Genomic DNA, 22,476 nt, shown 5'->3' with positions numbered 1-22,476 from the left:
CGCCAACAATGGCGAGATCACATCATGCCCGGCGCTTCCTCTCTGGTGCAACGCAATTCCTTGTTCTATCTGCTCACCCAGGTGGTGGGCGTGACCCTGCTGCTGGCCTGGCTGGCGAGCCTGGCGCAGCAGTGGACTCCGGTCAACCCTTTGCTGGCCATGGCCAGCCGTCCCGCTCATGCCGCCCATGAAATGAAAGAAGTGCAATGGGTTCTGATGGCCTTGACGATGTCGGGCGGTCTGCTGCTGCCCTTCTGGCAGGCGCATCGCCTGGAGCGCCAGGCCGGCCTGCCGGTCAGCCCCGCCTTGATGTGCAGCGTCGCATTGTTTCTGGGAGGGCCGCTGCTGGCCGCCTTGCTGCAGTCGAGCGCCGCGCGGGTCTGGCTGGACCTGGCGCTTGGCTGGGCGCCCCAGGCGCGAGGGTTCGTGCAGGCGGGCGTGTGCGTGGCGGCGGGCGCCGGTCTGGTGTTCCTGTATTTCGTCGGCTGGGCGCTGAATCAGCCTCGCCTGCGCTGGGTGGGCCTGGCGGCCGGGTTGCTGTGCGCCGTGGTGCTGGGTGTGCTGGAGCCGGAGCAGGGGCGTGTCAATCTGGCCCAGGTGTTCAGTTCCCTGATGGTGGTGTGGCTGCTGTGCAGTCTGGTTTTCTACCCTCTGATCGTGGCGCCGCGGCGGTGGTCCGATGCGCATGCCGGTCGCAGCACCCTGGAGCAGGCCTGGGAACACCTGGCTGTCATCCAGGTGCGTCGGCGCCGCACCCTGGGCGTATTCGGCGTCTTGCTGGCCACGCTGCTGCCGTTCTTCTCGTCCGCATGGTCGGCGGACTCGCTGGTGTTCCAATTCACGCGCATGGCCGGCCTGGCCCTGGTCCTGGCGGCGGTATTGGGGCGCTGCTGGTGCATGCTCTATCTGGGCGGGCACAAGGGGGCGAGCCTGATCACCCAGGGGCCTTATTCCGTCAGCCGCAACCCCCTGTATGGATTCTCCCTGTGCGCCGTGGCCGGCATGGGCGCGCTCTCGGGCAGCCTTCTTCTGGGCCCCGTCATGGCCCTGTTCGTGTACGCTGTGTTCGACAACGTCATCGATGAAGAAGAGGTGTTGCTGCAGCGCGTCTTCGGCTCGGCCTACGAGGACTACTGCCGGCGCGTGCCGCGTTTCGGGCCGCGCCTGTCCCTGTGGCGCAGCCCGGACGAGCTGCAGGTGTCGGTCAGCGGGCTGGCCCGTACCTTGCGGGACGCCTTGCCGTATTTCCTGATCTGGCCGATTTTCGAGCTGGCGCAGCGGGCCCAGGTCCATGGCTGGGTGCCTGTTCTGCTGCACCTGCCTTGATGGACCCGTCCGGCGCCGGCCCGAATGGACGAGCCAACCCCTTGTGGAACATTTTTTCTCATGCGTGTACTCATAGTTGAAAACGATACGACCATTGCCGAGAACCTTTACACTTATCTGGAGCTGAAGGGCTTTGTGGTGGACGCCGCCTACGACGGCAATGGCGCGCTCGGCCTGCTGCAGGAGCTGGACTTCGACGCCATGGTGCTGGACCTGGGCCTGCCGGGGCTGGATGGCTTCGGCGTGCTGCAGGCCTTGCGCAAGTCCGGCAGGGCGCCCATCCCCATCCTGGTGCTGACGGCGCGCAGCCAGTTGGAAAGCAAGCTGACCGCGTTCGACCTGGGCGCGGACGACTATCTGGTCAAACCTTTCGCCCTGGCGGAAGTGGAAGCGCGCCTGCGAGCCTTGTTGCGGCGCGGCCCGTCTCAGGTCCAGCATGGCTCCTTGCGCTGGGGAGTGCTGGAATACAATCTGGACACGGCGCTGGTGAGCGTGGCCGGACAGAGCCTGCACCTGAGCTTCAAGACCCGCCAGGTCCTGGAGGCGCTGCTGCGCGAACCGGGCGCCATCGTCACGCGGCGTGCGCTGGAAAAAACGCTCTGGCCGGAGGGCGCGCCGTCTCCCGAGGCCCTGCGCAGCCAGATCCATCTGTTGCGTCGCGCCTTGACCGAGGCCGGCGCCGGCAATATCGAAACGCTTCCCGGCCTGGGCTGGCGGCTGGAAAAGGAAAACGAGGATGTTCAGGGGGCTGAGAAGGCCTAGATTCATGAGCACGCTGACGCAGCGGGTGTCCTGGGCGCTGACGTTGATCGCGGCAGCGCTGGTCCTTGTCGTGGGCGGCCTGGCCTACGCCGCCTTCGCCCGCATGGAGGACGAGATGGTCAACACCATGCTGCTGTCCTATGCGCGCAATCCAGCCCTGCTGCCCGATAGCGCGTACGATCGCAGCGAGGCGCTGGGTTCCGAGCTGGACAGCTACTGGTTCGCGCAGGGGCAGCCGCTGTCCGGCTTGCCGGCTTTTGCACAGACCGTTCAGCCCGGCCTGCACGAGTTTGAAAAAGGTGAGGACACCTGGCATGTGCTGCGCCAGGACAGCGCCCAGGGCCGCCTGTACCTGGTGTACCGGGCAACCCCGCACGAGCAGCGCGTCCGGCAGTTCGGCCTGACCCTGGCGCTGATCGGCGCGATGGCCATCTTGCTGGTATTTCTTTTTTCGCGTTGGGTGGCGCGCCGGGCCGTGGCGCCCATGCAGATTCTGTCGCGGCATCTGGAAAACTGGGCGCCGGGCCGCTCCGGCCTGCCTGAACGCCAGGATGACGAGGCGGGGCGCCTGATACGGGCCTTCAACCGCATGCAGGAGCAGGTCGAGGAACTGCTGACCCACGAACGCGAATTTGCGGCCAATCTGGGCCATGAGCTGCGCACCGGGCTGGCGGCCATTCGCAGCGATTGCGAACTGTTGCTGTTGCAATTGCCCGAGGGGCCCGCCCAGCAGCGCCTGCAGCGCATGATGGTCCAGGCCGACGCGGTCTGCGCCAGCCTGGACGCGGCCGAGAGCCTGGCCTATACGGCGGCGCAGCATTTGCGCGAGATCCAGGTGAGCGAGCTGGCCGAACAGACCTGGCAGGCGGTGGCCCTGCTGGATGCGGGCAGCGAACAGGTCCGCTGGAGCAATCGCATTCCCGATACCGTGCGTCGGCAGGCTGATGCCTACGCCTTGTCCATGCTCTTGCGCATCCTGATGCGCAACGCCGTCGACCACGCTGCGCCGTGCGAATTATGGGTCGCCTGGAAGGAGCCTGCGGTCCTGGAAGTGGGGGATGACGGCCCGGGCATTGCCGTCCAGGACCAGGCGCTGATCTTCGAGCGGCACTTCAGCCGCGGCCGGCAGTTGTCCCAGGGCTCGCGTGAACAGGGTCACAGGGGAATAGGCCTGGCCCTGGCGCGGCAACTGGCGCTGGCGCAGGGCTGGAGCTTGACGGTGCAGCCCGGCCCGCGGGGCGCGGGCTGCGTATTCAGGCTGGATCTGGACCCCGCCTAGGCGTCGCGCTGGTGCACCCGGCGACCGGCGCTGTAGGTGGCGCTGATGCAGCGATCGTCGCCCAGCATGGCCAGGACGAACAACTGCTCCTCCAGGGAGTCCAGCAGGGAGCTGCGGCGCGCGATCAACGGCGTGCACTGAGGATCGAGCACGATGAAATCCGCTTCCGCGCCGGGCGCCAGGGTGCCGATCTGTCCTTGCATGTCCAGGGCGCGCGCAGTGCCTTCGGTAGCCAGGTAGAACATGGAGGCCGCCGTCAGGTGCCAGCCACCCAGGCGGGCGACCTTGTGGGCTTCATTCATGGTGCGCAGCATGGAGAAGGACGTGCCGCCGCCCACGTCGGTGGCCAGCGTGTGCATCACGCCGCTCTGGCGCATGGCCACGAAATCGAACACCCCGCTGGACAGGAACAGATTGGATGTGGGGCAGTGAGCCGCCACGCTGCTGGTGTCGTGCAGGCGGGCGCGGTCCTGCTCATCCAGCCAGATGCTGTGGCCGTACACGGCGCGCGGACGCAGCAGGCCGAAGCTGTCGTACACGTCCAGGTAGCTGCGGCTCTTGGGGAAGAGCTCGCTGACCCATTTCACTTCGTCCTTGTTTTCCGCCACGTGCGTCTGCATGAAGACGTCCGGGTAGGCGCGCGCCAGCTCGCCGCAGGCGGCCAGTTGTTCGGGCGTGGAGGTGGGGGCGAAGCGCGGCGTCAGCGCATACATCTGGCGGCCTTTGCCATGCCAGCGGCGGATCAGGTCTTCGGATTCGCGCGCGCCCGATTCGGCCGTGTCGCGCAGGTATTCGGGGCAGTTGCGATCCATCATGACCTTGCCGGCGATCATGCGCAGGTTGCGGCGGTGGCTTTCTTCGAAAAAGGCATCCGCGGATTCGGGGTGGACGCTGCCGTAGACCAGGGCGGTGGTGGTGCCGTTGCGCAGCAGCTCGTCCAGGAATACGCCGGCCACTTCATCGGCGTGGCTCTTGTCTTCAAAGCGCCTTTCGGTGGGGAAGGTGTAGTTCTCCAGCCAGGGCAGCAGGCCGGGCGAGGGCGAAGCAATCATGTCGGTCTGCGGGAAATGCAGGTGCGTGTCGATCAGGCCGGGCATGATCAGCTTGCCGCGCAGATCGACCAGGCGCACGTCGGCGGGCAGCGAGTCCGCCAAGCGGGCGTAGTCGCCGCAAGCCTCGATCCGCCCCTGGGCATTGACCAGCAGCAGGCCGTCGCTGTAGTAGCGCATGGCCTCGGAGGGATCCTCCAGGCAGGCGGGATCGGCCACAAAGTACAGCAGTTGTGCGCGGTAGGCACAGGCGGTCGTATCGTGGTTCGTCATTTTTATCCTCGAAAGCAGAATAAGGGGGATCAGCGGCTCAGCTGGCCCAGGCGATAGGCATAGCCCAGCAGATCGGCGGCGACCGCCACGGCGATCACGGAGGGAGCCTTGCCGGTGATGTCGGGCACGCCGATGGGGCAGACCAGTTCCTGCACGCGGGCGCTGGGCAGGCCGCGCTGTTGCAGACGCCGCTCGAACTGGCAGCGCTTGGTCATGGAGCCGATTAGGCCCACGTAGGCGGTATCCAGGCGGCGCAGAATCTTCTGGCACAGCTCCAGGTCCAGCGCATGACTGTGCGTCATCACCAGGAAGTAGCTGTTGGGCGGCGCCTGTTCGATCAGGGCGTCCGGGATGTCGGTGGCCTCGATGCTGACATTGTCCGGCACGCTGGCCGGGAACGCGTCTTCGCGCTCATCGATCCAGAGCACGCGGCAGGGCAGGGTGCCCAGTACCTGGACCAGGGCCTCGCCCACGTGGCCGGCGCCAAACAGCAGGATGGTCATGGGTGCGGGAGGCAGGTCTTCCTGCCACAGCCCCTGGTCGTCCTGGCGCTCGAGCCGCGAGCCGGCGCAGGAGTCCGGACGGACCTGCACGCGCCGTTGGCCGGCAGGCAGCAGATGCGACAGGCGGCTGGCAGGCTGGCCCGCGCGCAAGGCCGCGTCCAGCGCTTCGATCCAGTCCAGGTCGGCCGGTTCCAGAATTTCGTGCAGCAGCGTGACCACGCCGCCGCAGCATTGACCCAGGCTAGGGCCCAGCGTCAGGCGGCTCAGGAACCAGGCCGGCGCGTCGTCCTGGGCCAGCAAGGCCCGGGCTTGTTCGCCGGCCACCCATTCCAGGTGGCCGCCGCCTATGGTCAGCCATTGTCCGTCCTGGCTGAACAGCATGGCGGTGCCGGCCGTGCGCGGCGTGGAGCCTTTGGCCTCGGCCACCGAGCACAGCACCAGCCGCTCGCCGGCCCGCAAGCGGGCCAGCGCGACAGAGGGCCAGTTCGTCATTGCGCGCGACGCAGACCGGTGACCGCCCGCAGGATGGCTTCGGGCGTGGCCGGCGCGTTCAGCTCCGGTTCGCGGCGATAGTCGGCCACGCTGGCCACGGCGTCGCGGATGGCGTTGAACACGCTGAAGGGCAGCAGCAGGGGCGGCTCGCCCACCGCCTTGGAGCGGTGGATGGAGTCCATGGCGTTGCGGTTCTGGAACAACTGCACGCGGAAGTCCGTAGGACAGTCGCTGATGGCCGGGATCTTGTAGGTGGACGGCGCATGCGTGGTCAGCTTGCCCTGCGCGTTCCAGACCAGTTCCTCGCTGGTCAGCCAACCCATGCCCTGGATGAAGGCGCCTTCGACCTGGCCGATGTCCAGGGCCGGATTGATGGACTGGCCCACGTCGTGCAGCACGTCGGCGCGCAGCAGGCGGGATTCGCCGGTCAGCGTGTCGATGATGACTTCGGCCACGGCCGCGCCGTAGGAGAAGTAGTAGAAGGGATGGCCCTTCATGCGCTTGGAGTCCCAGTGCAGTCCGGGCGTGGCGTAGAAGCCGTCCGACCAGAGCTGGACGCGCGCCTGATAGGCTTTCTCGACCAGCTCGAAGAAGGGCAGGGTCTGCCCGGCCACATGCACCAGGCCGTTCGCCAGGCGAACCTGGTCCTGATCCACGCCGAAGGCCTGGGCGGCCACGTCCACCAGGCGCCGGCGTATCTGGGCCGCCGCGTCCTGGGCCGCCTTGCCGTTCAGGTCGGTGCCGGTGGAGGCGGCCGTGGCCGAGGTGTTGGCCACCTTGCTCGTGTCGGTGGCGGTGACGCGCACCTGGTCCAGGTTCAGTCCCAGTTCATGCGCCACGACCTGGGCCACCTTGGTATTCAAGCCCTGGCCCATTTCGGTGCCGCCGTGGTTGACCAGCACCGTGCCGTCCCGGTAGACGTGCACCAGCGCGCCGGCCTGGTTGAAGGCGGGGACGTTGAAGGAGATGCCGAACTTGACGGGCGTGAGGGCCAGGCCCTTCTTCAGCACGGGGCTGGCGGCATTGAAGGCCTGCACCTGACGGCGGCGTTCGCGGTAGTCGCTGCTGGCCTCCAGCTCGGCTACCAGTTCATGGATCACGTTGTCTTCGACGACCTGATCGTAGGGAGTGACGTTGCGCTCGTTCTTGCCGTAGAAGTTCAGCCGGCGCACGTCCAGCGGATCCTTGCCCAGACGGCGTGCGATGGCGTCCAGGGCGACTTCCATCATCAGCGCGCCCTGCGGGCCGCCGAAGCCGCGAAAGGCCGTGTTGGACTGGGTGTTGGTGCGGCCGCACAGGGCGCTCATCTCCACGTCCGACAGATAGTAGGCGTTGTCGAAGTGGCAGATGGCGCGCGTGGCCACCGGGCCGGACAGGTCGGCCGAGAAGCCGGCATTGGCGGTCATGTCCAGGCGTGCGCCCAGCAGGCGGCCCTCGTCGTCGTAGCCGATGTCGTATTCGTAGTAGAAGCCGTGGCGCTTGCCGGTGATCATGAAGTCGTCGTCGCGGTCCAGGCGCAGCTTGACCGGACGCTGCAGGCGCACCGCACAGATGCTGGACAGGCAGGCATACAGGGCCGACTGGGATTCCTTGCCGCCGAAGCCTCCGCCCATGCGCCGGCATTCCACCTGGACCTTGTGCGCGCCCACGCCCAGCGCATGGGCGATGAGCTGCTGCATCTCGGAGGGGTGCTGGGTGGAGCACCAGACGTGCACGGCGCCGTACTCTTTGGGCACGGCATAGGAGATCTGGCCTTCCAGGTAGAACTGTTCCTGACCGTTGCACTGGAACGTGCCCTTGAGGCGGTGGGGCGCGGATTGCAGCGCGCGCTCGGCATCGCCCTGGCCCAGGTGCATGGGCGGCAGCACGCCGGCCTGCGCCTGCTTGGCCTGCTGGGGCGTCAGGATGGCGGGCAGTTCCTCATACTCCACCTGGCCCAGGCGCGCGGCGCGGCGCGCCTGGTCGTGCGAGGCGGCGACCACGGCATAGATGGGCTGGCCCACGTAGTGCACCACGCCGTCGGCCAGAATGGGGTCGTCGTGGATGATGGGGCCGCAATTGTTCTCGGCCGGGATGTCCGCCACGGTCAGCACGGCGATGACGCCCGGCGCCTGGCGCACGGCGTCCAGGTTCACGTTCAGCAGTCGCGCATGGGCTTTCTGGGACAGGCCCAGGGCCACGTGCACGGTGCCATGCAGCTCAGGGATGTCGTCCGTATAGGTGGCTGCGCCGGTCACGTGCAGGTCGGCCGACTCGTGCAGGAAAGACACGCCCACGCGCTCGGGGGCGCTGCTGTTCATCAGTTCGCTGGATTCGATTTTCATGGTTGTGCCTCCAGGCTGGCCTGCGCCCGGGTGAAGACATTCAGTTGCGCCGCGCTCAGAGCGTTGTCGGGACGGGTTTCCAGGAAGAAGCGGTACAGCAGATTGGCGGCGGCCTGGCTGCGGTACTCGCTGCTGGCGCGCATGTCGCTCAGCGGCTGGTAATCCTGTTCCAGGGCCTGCATGGCGGCCTGTACCCGGGCTTCGTCCCAATCCTGGCCCTGCAGCGCCTGTTCGGCCAGGGCGGCCCGCTTGGGCGTGGCGGCCATGCCGCCGAAGGCGATGCGCGCGCTGCGCACGCGACCGCCGTCCAGCTCGATGGCGAAGGCGGCGCAGACGGCGGAGATGTCCTGGTCAAAGCGCTTGGACAGCTTGTAGGTGCGGAACTGCCAGCCGGACTTGTCGCGCGGCACCAGCAGGCCCTGCACGAATTCGCCCGGTTCCATGGCGGTCTTCTGGTAGGCCAGATACAGATCTTCCAGCGGCAGCATGCGCACCCGCTCGCCCTTGCGCAGCACCACGCGGGTGCGCAGCGCGATCAGGGCGGGCATGGAGTCGCCGATGGGCGATCCGTTGGCCACGTTGCCGCCCAGGGTGCCCGCATTGCGGATGGGGAAGGAGGCAAAGCGCTGGCGCAGCTCGGTCAGTTCGGGATGGTCCTTGACCAGGGCGTCGAAGGCGTCGTTCAGCAGCACGCCGGCGCCGATGTACAGGTCATTGTCGGCGGTGGGCGCCAGTTCGCGCAGCTCGGCCACGCGTCCGATGTAGATCAGGTGGGGCAGGTCGCGGAACTGCTTGGTGACCCACAGGCCTATGTCGGTGCTGCCGGCCAGGATGCGCGCTTCGGGGTATTGCTCGCGCAGCCGCGCAAGTTCATCCAGGGTGCGCGGCGCATGGAAGGTCTGGCCCTGATACTGGTAGGCCAGCATGCCGTCGGACTGGATGGCCTGCAGCTGCTTCTCCACGGCGGCGCGGTCGAATTGCGCGGCCGGGTAGCGGTGCATGGCCTGGGCGGCGTCGATGATGGGGCGGTAGCCGGTGCAGCGGCACAGATTGCCCGAGAGCACGTCGTCGATCTGTTCGCGCGAGGGCGGGGGAGCGTCATGCGGGTGCGACAGGTACAGGCCCCACAGGGACATGATGAAGCCGGGCGTGCAAAAGCCGCACTGGGCCCCGTGCAGGTCCACCATGGCCTGTTGCACCGGATGCAGGCTGCCGTCGTCCTGGCGCAGGTCTTCCACGGTGTACAGCACCTTGCCGTCCAGGGTGGGCAGCAACTGGATACAGGCGTTCACGGCGCGCAGCTGCAGGCGGCCGTCGCCGCCCAGTTCGCCGACCATGACCGTGCAGGCGCCGCAGTCGCCTTCAGCGCATCCTTCCTTGGTGCCGGTGCAGTGCAGGTCCTCGCGTATATACTGTAAAACGGTTCGCGTCGCGGGGGCCTGGGTCACTTCCTGCACCTGACCGCGATAAATAAAACGAATGGGTCTTGTCTCCATGGTCTCACTCGGCTGGTTTCTTACCTGCCCAAGATAGCATTAGCCCTGGGCTCGGACATTCGCTTGGGATGATGTTCACTATTTTTGCCCATGCCTGTCCAGTCGCATCTACCATGACGGCGGAGGACACTACATACGCCATGCCAAAACTACGAGAACAATTGGATCTTCATCTACTCAAGGTCTTGCAGTCGCTGCTCAAGGAACACAGCGTTTCGCGCACCGCCATCCGCCTGGGCATGTCCCAGCCGGCCGTGAGCAACGCCTTGCGGCGGCTGCGGGAAATCACGGGCGACGCCATACTGCTGCGCGGCAAGAAAGGCATGGTGCCCACCGAGCGCGGCCAGGAACTGCTGCGCAACGCCACCGAGGCCCTGCAGGCCATCGAGCGCATCTCCACCGCCGCCGAGCCGCATGACCCGGCGCTGTCCACGCGCGTGTTCAATCTGGGGGCGCCGGACTACCTGGACGGCTCCTTCATTCCCGACATCGCCGAGCGCGTGCGCCGCCAGGCGCCGCAGGCCCGGCTGGTGGTGCACCCCATCAGCCCGGACCTGGACTACGTGCAGGCCCTGGAGGAAGGAGAACTGGACGTGGTCATCGGCAACTGGCTGGAGCCGCCCGAGAAGCTGCATCTGGCGCGCCTGTTCGACGACGAAGTGGTGTGCATGCTCGGTCGCCAGCATCCGCTGGCCCAGCGCGGGCTTTCCCTGCAGCACTACCTGGAGATGCCCCACCTGGCGCCGTCCGTGCACGTGTCCGAGAAGCAGGGGTTCATCGACGGCTGCCTGGCCGAGCAGGGCATCAGCCGCGTGGTGCAGATGGTGGTACCGTACTTCGGCCTGGTGCCGGGCATACTGTGCCGCACCGACATGGTTTTCACCACCAACCGGCAATTCGCGGAGTATTATGCGCGTCTGCTGCCCATCGCCGTGCTGCCCTGTCCGGTGAGCTTCCCGGCCATGCGTTTCTACCAGCTCTGGCATCCGCGCACGCACCATGCCGCCGAACTGCTCTGGTTCCGGCGCTGCATCGCGGAGGCCGCCAACCGGCTGGGCGGGACATTGATGCCGAACGGCGCGGGAGAGCTGATGAGATGAAACACTACATCGATCTGAATTGCGACATGGGCGAGAGCTTCGGCGCCTGGACCATGGGGCACGACAAGGAGGTCATGCCCTGGGTGTCGTCCGTGAACATCGCCTGCGGCTTTCATGCCGGCGATCCGGCCACCATGCGGCGCACCGTCGCGCTGGCGCTGGAGCACGGCGTGCGCGTGGGCGCCCATCCGGGTTTGCCCGACCTGGCCGGCTTCGGTCGTCGGGTCATGGCCGTGACGCCGCAGGACGCCTACGACCTGGTCGTGGTGCAGGTGGGGGCGCTGGCCGCCGTGGCGCGTTCGCAGGGCGGCTCCCTGCATCATGTAAAGGCGCACGGCGCCCTGTACAACATGGCGGCGCGCGATCCCGCCCTGGCGCAGGCGATCGCCCGCGCCGTGGCGGACGTGGACCCCGGCCTGGTGCTCTATGCGCTGGCCGGCAGCGTGCAGGTGCAGGCGGGTCTGGAGGCCGGCCTGGTCGTGGCTCAGGAAGTGTTCGCCGACCGCAGCTATCAGCCCGACGGCAGCCTCACGCCGCGCCAGCAGCCGGGCGCCATGATCACCGATGCGGAGCAGTCCGTGCGGCAGGTGCTGCAGATGGTGGAACAGGGCCAGGTCACCTGCCTGTCGGGCGAGCTCGTCGAGCTCAAGGCCGATACCTTGTGCCTGCATGGCGACCAGCCGGATGCGGCCGATTTCGCGCGCCGTCTGCATGCCGCCTTCCAGGAGCGCGACATAGGCGTGCAGGCGGTCTGATCAGTCCTTGTGCTCGGGCAGGTTCTTGCGCGCGGTGTCGGTGCTGGCCAGTTCCTCCAGCTCCTTTTCGGTCATGCTGTCGTACATCTCGCGGGCGGCGCCCTTCAGGCTGGATGGGCTGGTCTCGCCGCGCTTGGCCGCCAAGGCTGCGCCGGCGGCCTTCTGCTGGGCTTGGGATTGGGCGGGCATGAGCGTCCTCCTTGTCGAACAGTTCAGGCAATATGCACAGCATGCCAAGAAGCGCCGCGCCGCGGGCAAGCAATTGTGAGCGTTGTTTGCCGTGTCTGGCCCTGCTCGCGCAGGGCCGGGATCAGGCCGGCTTGCGTTTCTGAATCAAATAGATGGCCATGCCGAACACCAGGCCCCAGAAGGCGCTGCCTATGTTCAGCAGGCTCATGCCCGAGGCCGTCGTCAGGAAAGTGACCAGAGCGGCATCGCGCGTATCGGGCGCCTCCAGCGCCATATGGATGCTGTTGCCTATGGTGCCCAGCAGCGCCAGGCCGGCGATGGCCGCGATCAGTTCTGTCGGGAAGGCGGCGAACAGGCTGACCACCGTGGCCCCGAAGATTCCCCCCGCAAAATAGAAGAGCCCGGCCCAGACGCTGGCCCGGTAGCGCTGGCGCGGATCGGGGTCGACCTCGGGGGTCATGCACAGGGCGGCGCTGATGGCCGCCAGATTGTAGGCGTAGCCGCCGAAGGGCCCCAGGATCAGGCCCATGATGCCGGTCCAGCTGATGACGGTGGAGTTGGGCGCGTCATAGTTGTGCGCCTTGAGCACGGCCACGCCGGGCACGTTCTGCGAGCTCATGGTGACGATGAAGAAGGGGATGCCCACGCCCAGCAGCGCGGTCCAGGAGAATTCGGGCCAGGTGAACACGGGCTTGGCCGGCGTCCAGCTCAGCACCTCCACCTTCAGCAGCCCTTGCAGGGCGGCGATCAGCACCCCGCACAGCAGAGCCAGGGGAACCGCATAGCGGGCGAACCACTGGCGCGCCAACAGGAACACGACGAACATGGCGATGCACATCAGCCATTGGGTCTGCATGGCGCCGAACAGATCCAGGCCGAAGCGCAGCAGGATGCCGCCCAGCATGGCGCCCGCTATGCTGCGCGGCATGTACTGCATCAGTTTCTGGAAACTGCCGGTCAGGCCGCACAGCGTGGTCAGCAGCGAGGAGAACAGGAATATGCCGATGGCCTGCGACATGGGCAGGCCGACCAGCCCGGTGGCCAGCAGGGCGGCGCCGGGCGTGGACCAGGCCGTCAGGATGGGGATCTTGTAGCGCAGCGACAGGCCGCAGGACAGAAAGCCCAGGCCTATGCCGATGGCCCACATCCAGGAGCCCAGCTCCTCGGTGCTGGCGCCGGCGGCCTGGGCGGCCTGGAACACGATGGCGGCCGAGCTGGTGTAGCCGACCAGCACGGCGATCAGGCCGGCGGACATGTGGGAGATCTGGAACCAGCTCAGCAGGCGGTGCAGGGGGGGCAGGCTGGAGGAGGGGGTGGAGGACATGGAGGTGTGGATCTCAATGATGGGTGTGCTGGCGCGACTGCGTCTGGTTCAGATACCGGCTGGGGGTGTCGCCGAGAATGGACTTGAATACGGTGATGAAGGCGCTGGTGGATTCGTAGCCCAGCTCCTGCGCCGTGCTCTTGACCGGCATGCCCGACGTCAGCTTCTGCAGCGCCAGCATCATCATCAGCTGATGGCGCCAGCGCCCGAACGTCATTCCCGTGTGTTTTAGAATATGTCGCGCCAGGGTGCGCTCGCTCATGGCCACGCTGCTGGCCCATTGCGCCATGCTGACGCGCTCGCCCGGCGCGCGCAGGATGTGGCGCGCGATGTCCTGCAGGGTGCGGTCCTCGGGCAGCGGCACATGCAGCTGACGGGTCGGCATCTCGCTCAGGGTTTCCAGCAGGACCTGGACCAGGCGATGCGTGGCGCTGTAGGGGCCGTATTCGCGCGGCCGCTCGCTCAGGTGCATGATCATCTCGCGCAGCATGGGGCTGATCTCCAGCGTGCAGCAATGGTCCGGCAGCCTGCCGGCTCCGGGCTCGATGAACAGGAAGTGGATCAGGGCGTTGGCCGCCGCATGGTTGCAGTGCCGTATGCCGCCCGGCACCCAGACGGCGCAGCCCGGCGGCACCATCCAGTAGCCTTCGTCGGCCTGGAAGGTGACGGCGCCGTGCTGGGTCATGATGAGCTGGCCCTTGCGGTGCACGTGCAGCGGCACTTCCTTGGGGCAGCCGCCGATGGCCACCTTGACGCTGAATGCGGGGCAGGCGTAGGAATCGGGATCAAAGCTCATGCGATTGTCTGTTTTGAGATATGAATTGTCATGATATCGTGATTACGTCGTGCGCAAAACAAGATAGAGTGTAGGCTCTCAAAAAAACTTCCGCTGTATTTCATGTCCCGCTTTGCTTTTCCCTTTCCGTCCCGTCCCATGCTGGTATTGCTCGGCGTCCTGCTGATCGCCGCCAACCTGCGCGCCCCGGTGACCGGGATCGCCCCCTTGCTGGAGCTTATCCAGAGCGACCTGGCGCTGTCCTCCACGGCGGCCGGGCTGCTGACGGCCATGCCGCTGTTCATCTTCGCCGTGGTCTCGCTGCTGGCCGCCTCGCTGGCGCGCGCGCTGGGCCTGTTCCGCTCCCTGTTCCTGGCCGCCGCCCTGATCCTGGCCGGGGTGGCGATCCGGGTGCTGGGCGGGACCATCGCGCTGTTCATGGGCATGGCTCTGCTGGCCGTGGGCATCGCCATCGCCAATGTGCTGCTGCCGTCCCTGGTCAAGCAGCAGTTTCCGCAGCGCATCGCTTTCGTCACCTCGCTGTACGTGCTGGTGATGGGGGTGGTCGCCGCCTTCAATTCCGCCGTGGCCGTGCCTCTGGCCGATCTGGCCGGGCAGAGCTGGCGCTGGTCCTCCTCGGCCATCGGCCTGGTCGCCCTGGCCAGCGTGCTGGTCTGGTTCACCCAGCTGGGAGCGGATCGCAGCGCCGGCCAGGCCGCCGGGGCCGCCGGCAAGGCCGCAGCCTCGGTGTGGTGCCTGCCGCTTGCCTGGTACATCACCTTGTACATGGGCCTGAACTCCGTGGCGTATTACATGATTGCCACCTGGCTGCCCGCCATGCTGGTGAGCCATGGGTTCGATGCGGATCGCGCCGGCCAGATCCACGGGCTGATGCAGTTGTGCTCGGCGGTGCCCGGCCTGGTGCTGCTGCCCTTGCTGAACCGCCTGAAGGACCAGCGGCCCGTGGCATTTGCGGGCGCGGCCCTGCAGACCCTGACCATGGTGGGATTCTTGATCCTGCCGTCCTGGTCCCTGCTGTGGTCGCTGCTGTTCGGCTTTGGCAGCGGCAGCGTCTTCATCGTGGCGCTGTCGCTGATCGGCCTGCGTTCCACCTCAACCTCCCAGGCGGCCTCGCTGTCGGGCATGGCGCAGTGCGTGGGCTACCTGCTGGCGGCCTGCGGGCCGCCGGCCATAGGCGGGCTGCACGATCTGTTCGGCAATTGGGGCTGGGCGCTGGGATTGTGCCTGCTCGTGACGCTGGGCATGGTGTGCGCCGGCGTGCTGGCCGCGCGGCCGGCGCCGGTCCAGAAAAAGAGCGCCTGATTTCCCGTCTTCGCGCCAGCCTCGCCGCTCACGACCAGCGCACGCAAGGCAGCGGCGACGCCGCCCTGCGGACGTCCCCGCATTGTCGGCAGAAGCCCCGGCCGACAGGCCGGAGTGCTTCACGACGTGACTGACGTTCGGGTGGCGAGCAAGGCGGCTCAGGCCCTCAGGATTGCGGGCGCTGGCGCAGTGAGACGGCATGGATGCCCAGGCCGCCCAGGGCCAGCAGGGCGCCCACCCAGGCTGTGGAGGTCCAGCCCAGGCCGGCCGAAACGGTCAGGCCTCCCAGCCAGGCGCCCAGCGCATTGGCCAGGTTGAAGGCGGAGTGATTCAAGGCGGCCGCCAGGGTCTGCGCGTCGCCGGCCACGTCCATCAGGCGGATCTGCAGCGCCGGGCCCAGGTCCACCACGGTGCCGATCAGCAGGATGTTGAGCGGGCCCAGGATGGGGCTGTGCGCGGTCAGCATGAAGAGCAGCAGCACCGCGGCGGCCCAGATCAGCACCAGGCGGATGCTGCGGTCCAGGTGGCGGTCCGCATAGCGCGCACCCAGCAGATTGCCCAGCACCATGCCGGTTCCGAACAGGGCCAGCACGACGGGGATGGCGTGGATGGTCAGGCCGGCCAGTTCCATCAGCGTGGGTTTGACATAGCTGAACACCGAGAACATGCCCCCAAAGCCTATGGCGCCTATGCCCAGAGTCAGCCAGACCTGCTTGCGCTTGAGCGCATTGAGTTCGCGCAAGGGGCTGGCCAGCTTGTTGGCCGGCATGAATGGCACGAAACGCAGAATCAGCGCCATGGTCAGCAGCGCAATGACGCTGACGAAGATGAAGGCGGCCTGCCAGCCCAGCCATTGCCCCAGGCTGGTGGCCAGCGGCACGCCCGCCAGGGTGGCCACGGTCAGGCCCAGCATGACGTAGGCCACCGCCTGGGCGCGCTTGTGGGCGGGCACCAGGCTGGCGGCCACCAGGGCGGCCACGCCGAAGTAGGTGCCATGGGGAAAGCCGGCCAGAAAGCGCGATACCAGCACGCTGTAATACGCAGGCGCCACGGCTGTGTACAGATTGCCGGCGGCGTAGGCGCCCATCAAGGCGATGAGCAGCCTGCGCCAGGGCCAGCGCGCGCCCAGCACCGCCAGCACCGGTGCGCCGATGACCACGCCCAGCGCATAGGCGCTGATCAGGTGGCCGGCGGTGGGAATGTCTATGCCCAGGTCCTGCGCCACATCGGGCAGCAGCCCCATGATGACGAATTCGCCCGTGCCGATGGAAAAACCGCCCACTGCCAGAGCCAGGACGGCCAGGAACACGTGACGACGGAGCAACCGGGCGGAACCGGCTGGAGAGGGAGCGTGGGACATGTTGAGAAATGCAGGACGGCGCGCCGCTTGCGCTCGCAGGCGCGCGCTTCAGAGATAAAAACGCTATTGTCGCGCAGACGTCCCCCATCTCTCAAGGGAAAACCCTAGGTTTTTGAAGCTTGTTGTTTTCAAATATGAATATTATTTGTCCGTTTCGGTTTTGAAAACCTCGAGCAATACCACGATTTTACGGCTTCTGCCATACCGGTTTCTGTAATCAACTTATGTAGACAATTTTTTTTCGTTTTCTATAGAATGGCGGTGTTGGGTATATATTTGTATCCGATCATTTTCCTGTGGTAGCTTTCCCCTGGTTTCCTTTAAAGAAATCGGGGGTTTTTTTATTTCTATATTATAAATGTCAATTATCAGCGAATTGACCATAACATGATCATGTACCGGCCCCGCGGAACTGGGGCGTATACTGCGCAGGGTCGCCGGGGGCGATCCGTGCATCCCTACAAGGCGTGATCCATGTTGCAGGACCCATATTTCTACCTGGCCGGCATTCCGGCCGTCTTGTTGCTGGGCATTTCCAAGGGCGGTTTCGGCGGCGGGCTGGGCGGCTTCAGCCTGCCTTTGCTGCTGTTGGTGCTGCCGCCGGTTCAGGCGGCCGCCGTGATGCTGCCTTTGTTGTGCCTGGCCGATTTCACGGGCCTGAAGGCATATTTCGGCAAATGGGACTGGGCCAATCTGCGCATCGTCCTGCCTGGCGCGCTGCTTGGCACGGCGCTGGGCTGGTGGGCCTTCGACGTTTTCAAGCCGGCGCATATCCTCTTGCTGATCGGATTGATTTCCGCATCCTACGCCGTGCTGAACATAGGCCGCTCCGCCGACGCAACCAGGCGCAGGAGCGGCGTCAGCCGTTTGCGCGGATGGTTCTGGTCCGGGCTTTCCGGTTTCACCAGTTTTGTTTCCCATGCAGGCGGCCCGCCCCTGCAGATTTATCTTTTGCCGCAGCGTCTGGACAAAGAAGTTTATATCGCTACCACCAATATCTTTTTTCTGCTGCTCAATTTGATAAAGCTGCCACCGTATTACTGGCTGGGCCAGTTCAGCGTGGACAATCTTTGGCTTTGCCTGGTGCTGGCGCCCTGGGTGCCGCTGGGCGTGTACCTGGGGGTGTACTTGCAGCGCCGCGTGGACGCCGATACTTTTTATGGGCTGCTGCAGGGGTTCTTGCTGTTGACCGGCCTGTGGCTGATCTACAAGGGGCTGCAGGGATAGGCGGGACGGCGCTAGAATGGTCCTCGCGGCAGAACACAGGAGAGCGCCATGAAAGTTGCATTGGGCCAGTTGGCCGTATCCAAGGATGTCCAGGAAAACCTGGCCAGTTGCCTGGGCCTGATCGAGCAGGCTACGCGCGCCGGCGCCCATCTGCTGGTGCTGCCCGAAGGCGTGCTGGCTCGCAACGTGGCCGACCCCGAACTGGTGCTCAAGGCCGCCCAACCCCTGGACGGCGACTTCGTCACGCGCCTGAGCGCGGCCACCCGCGATACGGATCTGACCGTCGTGTTCTGCATCCATACCCCGGCCGCCGAAGGCAAGGTCTGGAATACCCTGGTCGTGCTGCGCGATGGCCAGGTGCTGGCCCATTATCACAAGCTGCACCTGTACGACGCATTTTCCGTCAAAGAGTCCACCTATGTGCAGCCCGGCGAGGACATTCCGGCCCTGATCGAGGTTGCCGGCCTGAAAGTGGGCCTGATGACCTGCTACGACCTGCGTTTTCCGGAACTGGCCCGGCGCTTGAGCGTCGACGGCGCCCAGGTGCTGGTCGCACCCTCGGCATGGCTCAAGGGCCCCTTGAAGGAACATCACTGGCGCGTGCTGACCACGGCGCGCGCCCTGGAGAACACCGCCTACATGGTGGCGGTCGGCGAATGCGGCGAACGCAATATAGGCCAGAGCCTGGTCGTGGATCCGCTGGGCGTGATCGTGGCGCAGGCGGCCGAGGCGCCTGCGCTTTTGCTGGTGGAGCTGGATCGCGAACGGCTGGCCTATGCGCGGCGCATCCTGCCGGTGCTGGACAACCGGCGCTTCGCCTCGCCGCAGCTGGCCTAATTCAGGCGGCGCGCCGGAACGTCAGGTTGACGCGGAACTCGCCCCAGTCCGGATGGGGCGGTCCCGCCAGCCGGCGGACGCCGTGGTATTTCATCCTGTCCGGCCCCCACCAGATCAGCACATCGCCGTGGCGCAGCCGTATCGTGCGCACCGGGTCCGCGCGCCGCAGGCCGCCCCACAGGAACAGGGCCTCCCGGCCCAGCGACACCGACACGATGGGCTGGGTCAGGTCCCGTTCGTTGCGGTCCTGGTGCAGCGACATGCGGGCCTGGGCGTCGTAGCGATTCATCAGGCAGGTGTCTGGCTGGAAGTCCGCCAGCGCGGCGTGAGCGCAGGCTTCGCGCACCAGTTCTTGGAACAGCTCGGGCATGGGCGGCCAGGCTTGCCCGGTCAGGGGGTCGAGCGCCGTGTAGCGGTAGCCGCGATCGTCCGTTATCCAGCCCAGGCGGCCGCAACTGGTCTGGGCGGCGGACATGAGCTGGCCGGAAGGCACCCGCATGTGCCGCCATGGCGACAGGGCGGTCAGCGCCTCGATTTCCTGGCGCAGCGCCCGCCCGCGCGCGGCCGCCATGCCGGGCAGGGCGATCAGGCCGGCATCCAGGCGCAAAGGCGGCTCCGGCAGGGATTCGAAGAGCGACAAGCTGGACATGGGTGATGGGAGAAACCGGGAGGATGACGGTATAGTAAACGGGATTGCCTTCATGTTCCGGATATGTTCAAGGAGAGACGCCCATGGTGGAACTCGTCATCAATCAGCGACAGCACAGCATCGGCGCTTTCGAGGTAGGGCGCGTGCTGCCTTTTCGCCAGCGCCGCATGGTGGGCCCCTTCATTTTCTTCGACCGCATGGGACCGCAGGAACTGGCCGGGCCCATCGGGCGCGAGGCCGACGTGCGCCCGCATCCTCATATCGGCCTGTCCACCGTGACCTATCTGTTCGAAGGCACCATCACCCACAGGGACAGTCTGGGGGTGGAGCAGGACATCACGCCCGGCGCCCTGAACTGGATGACGGCCGGCTCAGGCATCAGCCATTCGGAGCGTTTTGACCAGATGCGCCAGCAGGGCGGACGCATGGACGGCATCCAGGCCTGGGTGGCGCTGCCGGAAGACAAGGAGGAGCAGGAACCGGACTTCGTCCATTATTCGGCCCAGCAACTGCCCTTGATCAGCGAAACGGGGCTGCAAGGGCGGTTGATCGCCGGCGCGGCCCTGGGGCTGACCAGTCCCGTGCATGTGGATTCGCCTCTGTTCTATATCGAGCTGCGCGCCCAGGCCGGGCAATCCGTGCCCCTGCCCGGCGGTCACGAGGAGCGCGCCATCTATATCTGCGGCGGCGGCCTGGAGGTGGCCGGCCAGCGCTACGAGGCCGGCCAGATGGTGGTGTTCGCCAAGGGCGATGCGCCGCGCATCCTGGCCTTCCAGGACAGTCACCTGATGCTGTTGGGCGGCGAGCCCCTGGGGCCGCGCCACATCTGGTGGAACTTCGTGTCCTCGCACAAGGAGCGCATCGAACAGGCCAAGGATGACTGGCAGAACGGCCGCATCATGCTGCCGCCGCTGGATAACCAGGACTTCATCCCCTTGCCGGAGTATTGAACGCGGACGCTGCCGATACGCCATCCGGCGCCATAAAAAAAGGCCCTGGATCAATGCCAGGGCCGGGAAAGGCTTGCACGTCAGGACTGGTGGATTTGCCTATGTCTGCAAGTAGCGGCAGAACGGTTTTTTAATGTGACGGCAAGCCAGGCGGAGCGGCAGGGCCGCTCACGCTCTATAAGGGGGCGATTGTACGTAGAGATGACGCCCCGTCGGGCCAAGACCTGTCTTCGAGCAGGGCTATTGGGATGCGCGGCGGTTCAGCCCGGCGCCCTTGCAGCCCGTCAGTCGCGGGCCGGTATGTTCAGCCCGCGCTGAACGGCAGGGCGCTGCACGAAGGCCTGCAGGACCCTGGCCACATTGCTGAATTGCTCGAATTGCACCAGTTCCCTGGCTTCGTAGAAGCCGATCAGGTTGCGCACCCAGGGGAACAGGGCGATGTCGACAATGGAATAGTCCCGGCCCATCATCCACTCCTTGCCCTGCAGATGCCGGTCCATGACGCCCAGCAGGCGGCGGGACTCGGCCACATAACGGTCACGCGGCCGCTTGTCTTCATAGTCCTTGCCGGCGAACTTATGGAAAAAGCCCAACTGGCCGAACATGGGGCCGACTCCGCCCATCTGGAACATCAGCCATTGCAAGGCCTCGTAGCGCAGGGCCGGATCTTCGGGCATCAATTGGCCCGTCTTGTCGGCCAGGTAGACCAGGATGGCGCCTGACTCGAACAGCGCCAAGGGTCGCCCGCCCGGCCCGTCCGGGTCCAGGATGGCGGGGATCTTGTTGTTCGCGCTCAGCGAAATGAATTCAGGGCTCAGCTGCTCGTTGCGCTCGAAGCTGACCAGGTGCGGTTCGTAGGGCAGGCCTGTTTCTTCCAGCATGATGGACACCTTGACGCCATTGGGCGTGGGCAGGGAGTACAGCTGCAGGCGCTCGGGATGCCGGGCGGGCCACTTGCGGGTGATGGGGAAAGAGGACAGGTCTGTAGTCATGGTTTTCTTGCCGATGGCGTGAATGAGACCTGCCTATAGTAGCAAGCCTTGCTCATTGCGGCGCGGGCGCGGGACGCTGCGGGAAGGCGGACCGGCCGAACTGGCTACCCATGCGGTTGCCCAGCGTGGCCGGGACGGGCATGCCCAGCGAGTTGGGCGCCTGCAACACCTGCTGTTCGGACCGGGGCAGGGCGGGAGGGCGCTTGGCCCCTTCGGGCGACAGGCGCTGCTGCAAGCACTCGTACGAGGGCGTGCGCTGGCCGTTGACCTCCACTTCCACACAGCTCTCCGGGCCGCGGACCGGCTCCGGGGCTTGCGCCCAGGCGCTTGCGCCGATCAGGAGCAGGCATGGCCCCGGGCTGCGCAGCAGCGTGTTCATAACACCAGTTCTCATTGATTCATACCTTGAAAAAGACCGCCGACAAAATGTTCGGGAACTTAATTAACAGAACTGAAAAATTATTCCAATAGGATGCTGGATTGTTTCCAGGCGGAATTTTCGCTTATTCATTCTGTTTTGTTGGTCTGTTCTTACTTTAATTTTCTTTTATTTCAAGATTCTGACTGCTTGTCTTTGCGCAAGCCTTGCCGTGCGAATAGCGAGGTTCGCGCAAAGCCCGGATCAACGCGGCGCTGGAAGCGCCTTTGCACTGTGGCGAAGAAATTCCGGCTGAAAGGCCGTGGCTCTTCACCGTCTCCTTGTCGAAGGGCGGCTTTGCTTCGTCCCGCCCGGGCGGGACGAAGGCCTTTTCATCATTGGGCTTTGTCATGAATAAAAAGTTGAAACGGGTGTCCATGCAGGAACTGGATACCCGTCTGTCGAAGATCGTCGATGAGGCCCGGGACCATCCCGTGGCGGTGACGCGCTACAACGCTCCCTGGGTGTGGATCGTGTCGCACAACGTCTGGGTGGACATTGAAAAACTCAAGAGCGTGGTGCCGGAGGGCCATCCCCTGGCGGAGGTGCGCCGCCTGACCGATGCGGACATCCAGGCCAGCGCGCCATTGCTGGGCGATCCCGCCGGCTCGTACGACACCTACATGCCCGCGCCGGCCATATTCCGCTGCCTGATGCTGCAGGTGCTGTTCTCGCTGGGTTCGGCCGACCGGGTCTATGACGAGCTGCGCTTCAACCTGTTGTACCGCTGGTTCATCGGCATAGAGACTTTCCGCGAGCCGCTCGATAGCCGCGAACAGTTGCGCGACCGCCTGGCCGCCATGCGGGGCCGGTCCTCGGCCCTGGATCTGCTGGGCCGTTGCGTGGAGGCCGTGCGTCAGTCCGCCCATGCGCGGGAGTTTCAGATCGACGAGCAGGCCCTGCTCGAGTGGCAGCGCCAGTTCTCCAATCCCTAAATGAATTTTTCAAGCTAAAGAATTATAGAAATAAAGCAAAAATAATTTCCGATTAAAAAAGCTCCCGAGCTTTTTTAATAAGGCGGAAGCATTGGCTTATTAACATTTCTTTTTGTTTGGGCTGGAAACGAGATATTC

At 65.6% G+C, this 22,476-nt stretch carries 22 protein-coding genes; 10 read left to right on the top strand and 12 right to left on the bottom strand.

Translation table 11 applies throughout. The annotated features are described in order from the left end of the window. Positions 1-24: 24 nt before the first annotated feature. From ACWPWO_RS09655 to ACWPWO_RS09645, 3 genes are read left to right on the top strand one after another with little or no spacing between them, the layout of a single operon-like run. Positions 25-1,326 carry a methyltransferase family protein gene (locus ACWPWO_RS09655; RefSeq protein ID WP_454006432.1) on the top strand — a complete coding sequence of 434 codons (1,302 nt, stop codon included), beginning with the start codon at positions 25-27 and terminating at the stop codon, positions 1,324-1,326. Between the two features lie 60 nt (positions 1,327-1,386). Beyond that, a complete protein-coding gene (locus ACWPWO_RS09650) occupies positions 1,387-2,088 on the top strand; it encodes a response regulator transcription factor (RefSeq protein WP_454006431.1) in 702 nt (233 codons plus the stop codon). Between the two features lie 4 nt (positions 2,089-2,092). Beyond that, positions 2,093-3,367 (top strand): sensor histidine kinase, encoded by a 1,275-nt coding sequence (locus ACWPWO_RS09645; RefSeq protein ID WP_454006430.1) that lies wholly within the window; start codon positions 2,093-2,095, stop codon positions 3,365-3,367. On the opposite strand, the gene guaD is transcribed toward ACWPWO_RS09645, so the two are convergent. From guaD to xdhA, 4 genes are read right to left on the bottom strand one after another with little or no spacing between them, the layout of a single operon-like run. Next, positions 3,364-4,689, bottom strand: a complete 1,326-nt coding sequence (gene guaD / locus ACWPWO_RS09640) for a guanine deaminase (protein ID WP_454006429.1) — start codon at positions 4,687-4,689, stop codon at positions 3,364-3,366. The genes ACWPWO_RS09645 and guaD overlap by 4 nt on opposite strands. Before the next feature lie 29 nt (positions 4,690-4,718). Beyond that, positions 4,719-5,684 carry a xanthine dehydrogenase accessory protein XdhC gene (gene xdhC / locus ACWPWO_RS09635; protein ID WP_454006428.1) on the bottom strand — a complete coding sequence of 322 codons (966 nt, stop codon included), beginning with the start codon at positions 5,682-5,684 and terminating at the stop codon, positions 4,719-4,721. Beyond that, positions 5,681-8,008, bottom strand: coding sequence for a xanthine dehydrogenase molybdopterin binding subunit (gene xdhB / locus ACWPWO_RS09630; protein ID WP_454006427.1), 2,328 nt, complete (start codon positions 8,006-8,008; stop codon positions 5,681-5,683). Before xdhB ends, xdhC begins: the two co-directional genes overlap by 4 nt. Beyond that, the gene (gene xdhA / locus ACWPWO_RS09625; RefSeq protein ID WP_454006426.1) at positions 8,005-9,504 is read right to left on the bottom strand and encodes a xanthine dehydrogenase small subunit; all 1,500 of its coding nucleotides are present in this window, start codon (positions 9,502-9,504) and stop codon (positions 8,005-8,007) included. Before xdhA ends, xdhB begins: the two co-directional genes overlap by 4 nt. 140 nt (positions 9,505-9,644) lie before the next feature. Here xdhA and ACWPWO_RS09620 point away from each other — a divergent pair, with 140 nt between their 5' ends. Next, the gene (locus tag ACWPWO_RS09620) at positions 9,645-10,604 is read left to right on the top strand and encodes a LysR family transcriptional regulator (protein WP_454006425.1); all 960 of its coding nucleotides are present in this window, start codon (positions 9,645-9,647) and stop codon (positions 10,602-10,604) included. Next, a complete protein-coding gene (locus tag ACWPWO_RS09615) occupies positions 10,601-11,359 on the top strand; it encodes a LamB/YcsF family protein (protein ID WP_454006424.1) in 759 nt (252 codons plus the stop codon). The genes ACWPWO_RS09620 and ACWPWO_RS09615 overlap by 4 nt, the downstream gene beginning before the upstream one ends. On the opposite strand, the gene ACWPWO_RS09610 is transcribed toward ACWPWO_RS09615, so the two are convergent. From ACWPWO_RS09610 to ACWPWO_RS09600, 3 genes are all read right to left on the bottom strand, one after another. Beyond that, complete coding sequence (locus ACWPWO_RS09610) at positions 11,360-11,548, bottom strand: DUF3008 family protein (protein WP_394060323.1); 189 nt, start codon at positions 11,546-11,548, stop codon at positions 11,360-11,362. It lies immediately after the preceding gene. Positions 11,549-11,669: 121 nt separating this feature from the next. Continuing rightward, entirely contained in the window at positions 11,670-12,872 is a 1,203-nt protein-coding gene (locus tag ACWPWO_RS09605) for a benzoate/H(+) symporter BenE family transporter (protein ID WP_454006423.1), read from the bottom strand. Positions 12,873-12,885: 13 nt separating this feature from the next. Further along, on the bottom strand, positions 12,886-13,668 hold the full coding sequence (locus ACWPWO_RS09600; protein WP_454006422.1) for an AraC family transcriptional regulator: 783 nt from the start codon (positions 13,666-13,668) through the stop codon (positions 12,886-12,888). Positions 13,669-13,770: 102 nt separating this feature from the next. On the opposite strand from ACWPWO_RS09600, the gene ACWPWO_RS09595 reads away from it, so the two are divergent. Next, entirely contained in the window at positions 13,771-14,970 is a 1,200-nt protein-coding gene (locus tag ACWPWO_RS09595) for an MFS transporter (RefSeq protein WP_454006421.1), read from the top strand. 166 nt (positions 14,971-15,136) lie between these two features. Here ACWPWO_RS09595 and ACWPWO_RS09590 read toward each other — a convergent pair whose 3' ends face one another. After that, entirely contained in the window at positions 15,137-16,330 is a 1,194-nt protein-coding gene (locus ACWPWO_RS09590; protein ID WP_454006420.1) for an MFS transporter, read from the bottom strand. Between the two features lie 474 nt (positions 16,331-16,804). Here ACWPWO_RS09590 and ACWPWO_RS09585 point away from each other — a divergent pair, with 474 nt between their 5' ends. Further along, positions 16,805-17,557 (top strand): sulfite exporter TauE/SafE family protein, encoded by a 753-nt coding sequence (locus ACWPWO_RS09585; RefSeq protein ID WP_454006419.1) that lies wholly within the window; start codon positions 16,805-16,807, stop codon positions 17,555-17,557. A gap of 48 nt (positions 17,558-17,605) precedes the next feature. Next, entirely contained in the window at positions 17,606-18,394 is a 789-nt protein-coding gene (locus ACWPWO_RS09580; protein ID WP_394060312.1) for a deaminated glutathione amidase, read from the top strand. A gap of 1 nt (position 18,395) precedes the next feature. Here the strand turns inward: ACWPWO_RS09580 and alkB are convergent, their stop codons facing one another. Beyond that, the gene (alkB, locus tag ACWPWO_RS09575) at positions 18,396-19,043 is read right to left on the bottom strand and encodes a DNA oxidative demethylase AlkB (protein WP_394060310.1); all 648 of its coding nucleotides are present in this window, start codon (positions 19,041-19,043) and stop codon (positions 18,396-18,398) included. 83 nt (positions 19,044-19,126) lie between these two features. On the opposite strand from alkB, the gene ACWPWO_RS09570 reads away from it, so the two are divergent. Further along, a complete protein-coding gene (locus ACWPWO_RS09570; RefSeq protein ID WP_454006418.1) occupies positions 19,127-19,993 on the top strand; it encodes a pirin family protein in 867 nt (288 codons plus the stop codon). A 284-nt stretch (positions 19,994-20,277) separates the two neighbouring features. Here ACWPWO_RS09570 and ACWPWO_RS09565 read toward each other — a convergent pair whose 3' ends face one another. From ACWPWO_RS09565 to ACWPWO_RS09555, 3 genes are all read right to left on the bottom strand, one after another. Beyond that, complete coding sequence (locus ACWPWO_RS09565) at positions 20,278-20,985, bottom strand: glutathione S-transferase N-terminal domain-containing protein (RefSeq protein WP_454006417.1); 708 nt, start codon at positions 20,983-20,985, stop codon at positions 20,278-20,280. A gap of 52 nt (positions 20,986-21,037) precedes the next feature. Beyond that, positions 21,038-21,379, bottom strand: coding sequence for a hypothetical protein (locus tag ACWPWO_RS09560; RefSeq protein ID WP_454006416.1), 342 nt, complete (start codon positions 21,377-21,379; stop codon positions 21,038-21,040). Between the two features lie 142 nt (positions 21,380-21,521). Next, complete coding sequence (locus ACWPWO_RS09555) at positions 21,522-21,782, bottom strand: hypothetical protein (protein ID WP_454006415.1); 261 nt, start codon at positions 21,780-21,782, stop codon at positions 21,522-21,524. Between ACWPWO_RS09555 and ACWPWO_RS09550 the strand changes: the two genes are divergently transcribed. Continuing rightward, positions 21,781-22,338: a transposase gene (locus ACWPWO_RS09550; RefSeq protein ID WP_454006414.1), complete on the top strand. Its 558-nt coding sequence runs from the start codon at positions 21,781-21,783 to the stop codon at positions 22,336-22,338. The two genes, ACWPWO_RS09555 and ACWPWO_RS09550, sit on opposite strands and share 2 nt — an antisense overlap. Positions 22,339-22,476: the final 138 nt, after the last annotated feature.

The organism is Alcaligenes sp. Marseille-Q7550 (genome assembly GCF_965112015.1).
Note: the sequence above shows the minus strand (reverse complement) of the source record. Positions and strands in the feature narration are given on the sequence as shown.

Excerpts from the sequence above, each read along its gene's own strand:
- ACWPWO_RS09655 (WP_454006432.1), top strand. The coding sequence starts at position 25 with ATGCCCGGCGCTTCCTCTCTGGTGCAACGCAATTCCTTGTTCTATCTG.
- ACWPWO_RS09650 (WP_454006431.1), top strand. The coding sequence starts at position 1,387 with ATGCGTGTACTCATAGTTGAAAACGATACGACCATTGCCGAGAACCTT.
- ACWPWO_RS09645 (WP_454006430.1), top strand. The coding sequence starts at position 2,093 with ATGAGCACGCTGACGCAGCGGGTGTCCTGGGCGCTGACGTTGATCGCG.
- guaD (WP_454006429.1), bottom strand. The coding sequence starts at position 4,689 with ATGACGAACCACGATACGACCGCCTGTGCCTACCGCGCACAACTGCTG.
- xdhC (WP_454006428.1), bottom strand. The coding sequence starts at position 5,684 with ATGACGAACTGGCCCTCTGTCGCGCTGGCCCGCTTGCGGGCCGGCGAG.
- xdhB (WP_454006427.1), bottom strand. The coding sequence starts at position 8,008 with ATGAAAATCGAATCCAGCGAACTGATGAACAGCAGCGCCCCCGAGCGC.
- xdhA (WP_454006426.1), bottom strand. The coding sequence starts at position 9,504 with ATGGAGACAAGACCCATTCGTTTTATTTATCGCGGTCAGGTGCAGGAA.
- ACWPWO_RS09620 (WP_454006425.1), top strand. The coding sequence starts at position 9,645 with ATGCCAAAACTACGAGAACAATTGGATCTTCATCTACTCAAGGTCTTG.
- ACWPWO_RS09615 (WP_454006424.1), top strand. The coding sequence starts at position 10,601 with ATGAAACACTACATCGATCTGAATTGCGACATGGGCGAGAGCTTCGGC.
- ACWPWO_RS09610 (WP_394060323.1), bottom strand. The coding sequence starts at position 11,548 with ATGCCCGCCCAATCCCAAGCCCAGCAGAAGGCCGCCGGCGCAGCCTTG.
- ACWPWO_RS09605 (WP_454006423.1), bottom strand. The coding sequence starts at position 12,872 with ATGTCCTCCACCCCCTCCTCCAGCCTGCCCCCCCTGCACCGCCTGCTG.
- ACWPWO_RS09600 (WP_454006422.1), bottom strand. The coding sequence starts at position 13,668 with ATGAGCTTTGATCCCGATTCCTACGCCTGCCCCGCATTCAGCGTCAAG.
- ACWPWO_RS09595 (WP_454006421.1), top strand. The coding sequence starts at position 13,771 with ATGTCCCGCTTTGCTTTTCCCTTTCCGTCCCGTCCCATGCTGGTATTG.
- ACWPWO_RS09590 (WP_454006420.1), bottom strand. The coding sequence starts at position 16,330 with ATGTCCCACGCTCCCTCTCCAGCCGGTTCCGCCCGGTTGCTCCGTCGT.
- ACWPWO_RS09585 (WP_454006419.1), top strand. The coding sequence starts at position 16,805 with ATGTTGCAGGACCCATATTTCTACCTGGCCGGCATTCCGGCCGTCTTG.
- ACWPWO_RS09580 (WP_394060312.1), top strand. The coding sequence starts at position 17,606 with ATGAAAGTTGCATTGGGCCAGTTGGCCGTATCCAAGGATGTCCAGGAA.
- alkB (WP_394060310.1), bottom strand. The coding sequence starts at position 19,043 with ATGTCCAGCTTGTCGCTCTTCGAATCCCTGCCGGAGCCGCCTTTGCGC.
- ACWPWO_RS09570 (WP_454006418.1), top strand. The coding sequence starts at position 19,127 with ATGGTGGAACTCGTCATCAATCAGCGACAGCACAGCATCGGCGCTTTC.
- ACWPWO_RS09565 (WP_454006417.1), bottom strand. The coding sequence starts at position 20,985 with ATGACTACAGACCTGTCCTCTTTCCCCATCACCCGCAAGTGGCCCGCC.
- ACWPWO_RS09560 (WP_454006416.1), bottom strand. The coding sequence starts at position 21,379 with ATGAGAACTGGTGTTATGAACACGCTGCTGCGCAGCCCGGGGCCATGC.
- ACWPWO_RS09550 (WP_454006414.1), top strand. The coding sequence starts at position 21,781 with ATGCAGGAACTGGATACCCGTCTGTCGAAGATCGTCGATGAGGCCCGG.
- ACWPWO_RS09555 (WP_454006415.1), bottom strand. The coding sequence starts at position 21,782 with ATGGACACCCGTTTCAACTTTTTATTCATGACAAAGCCCAATGATGAA.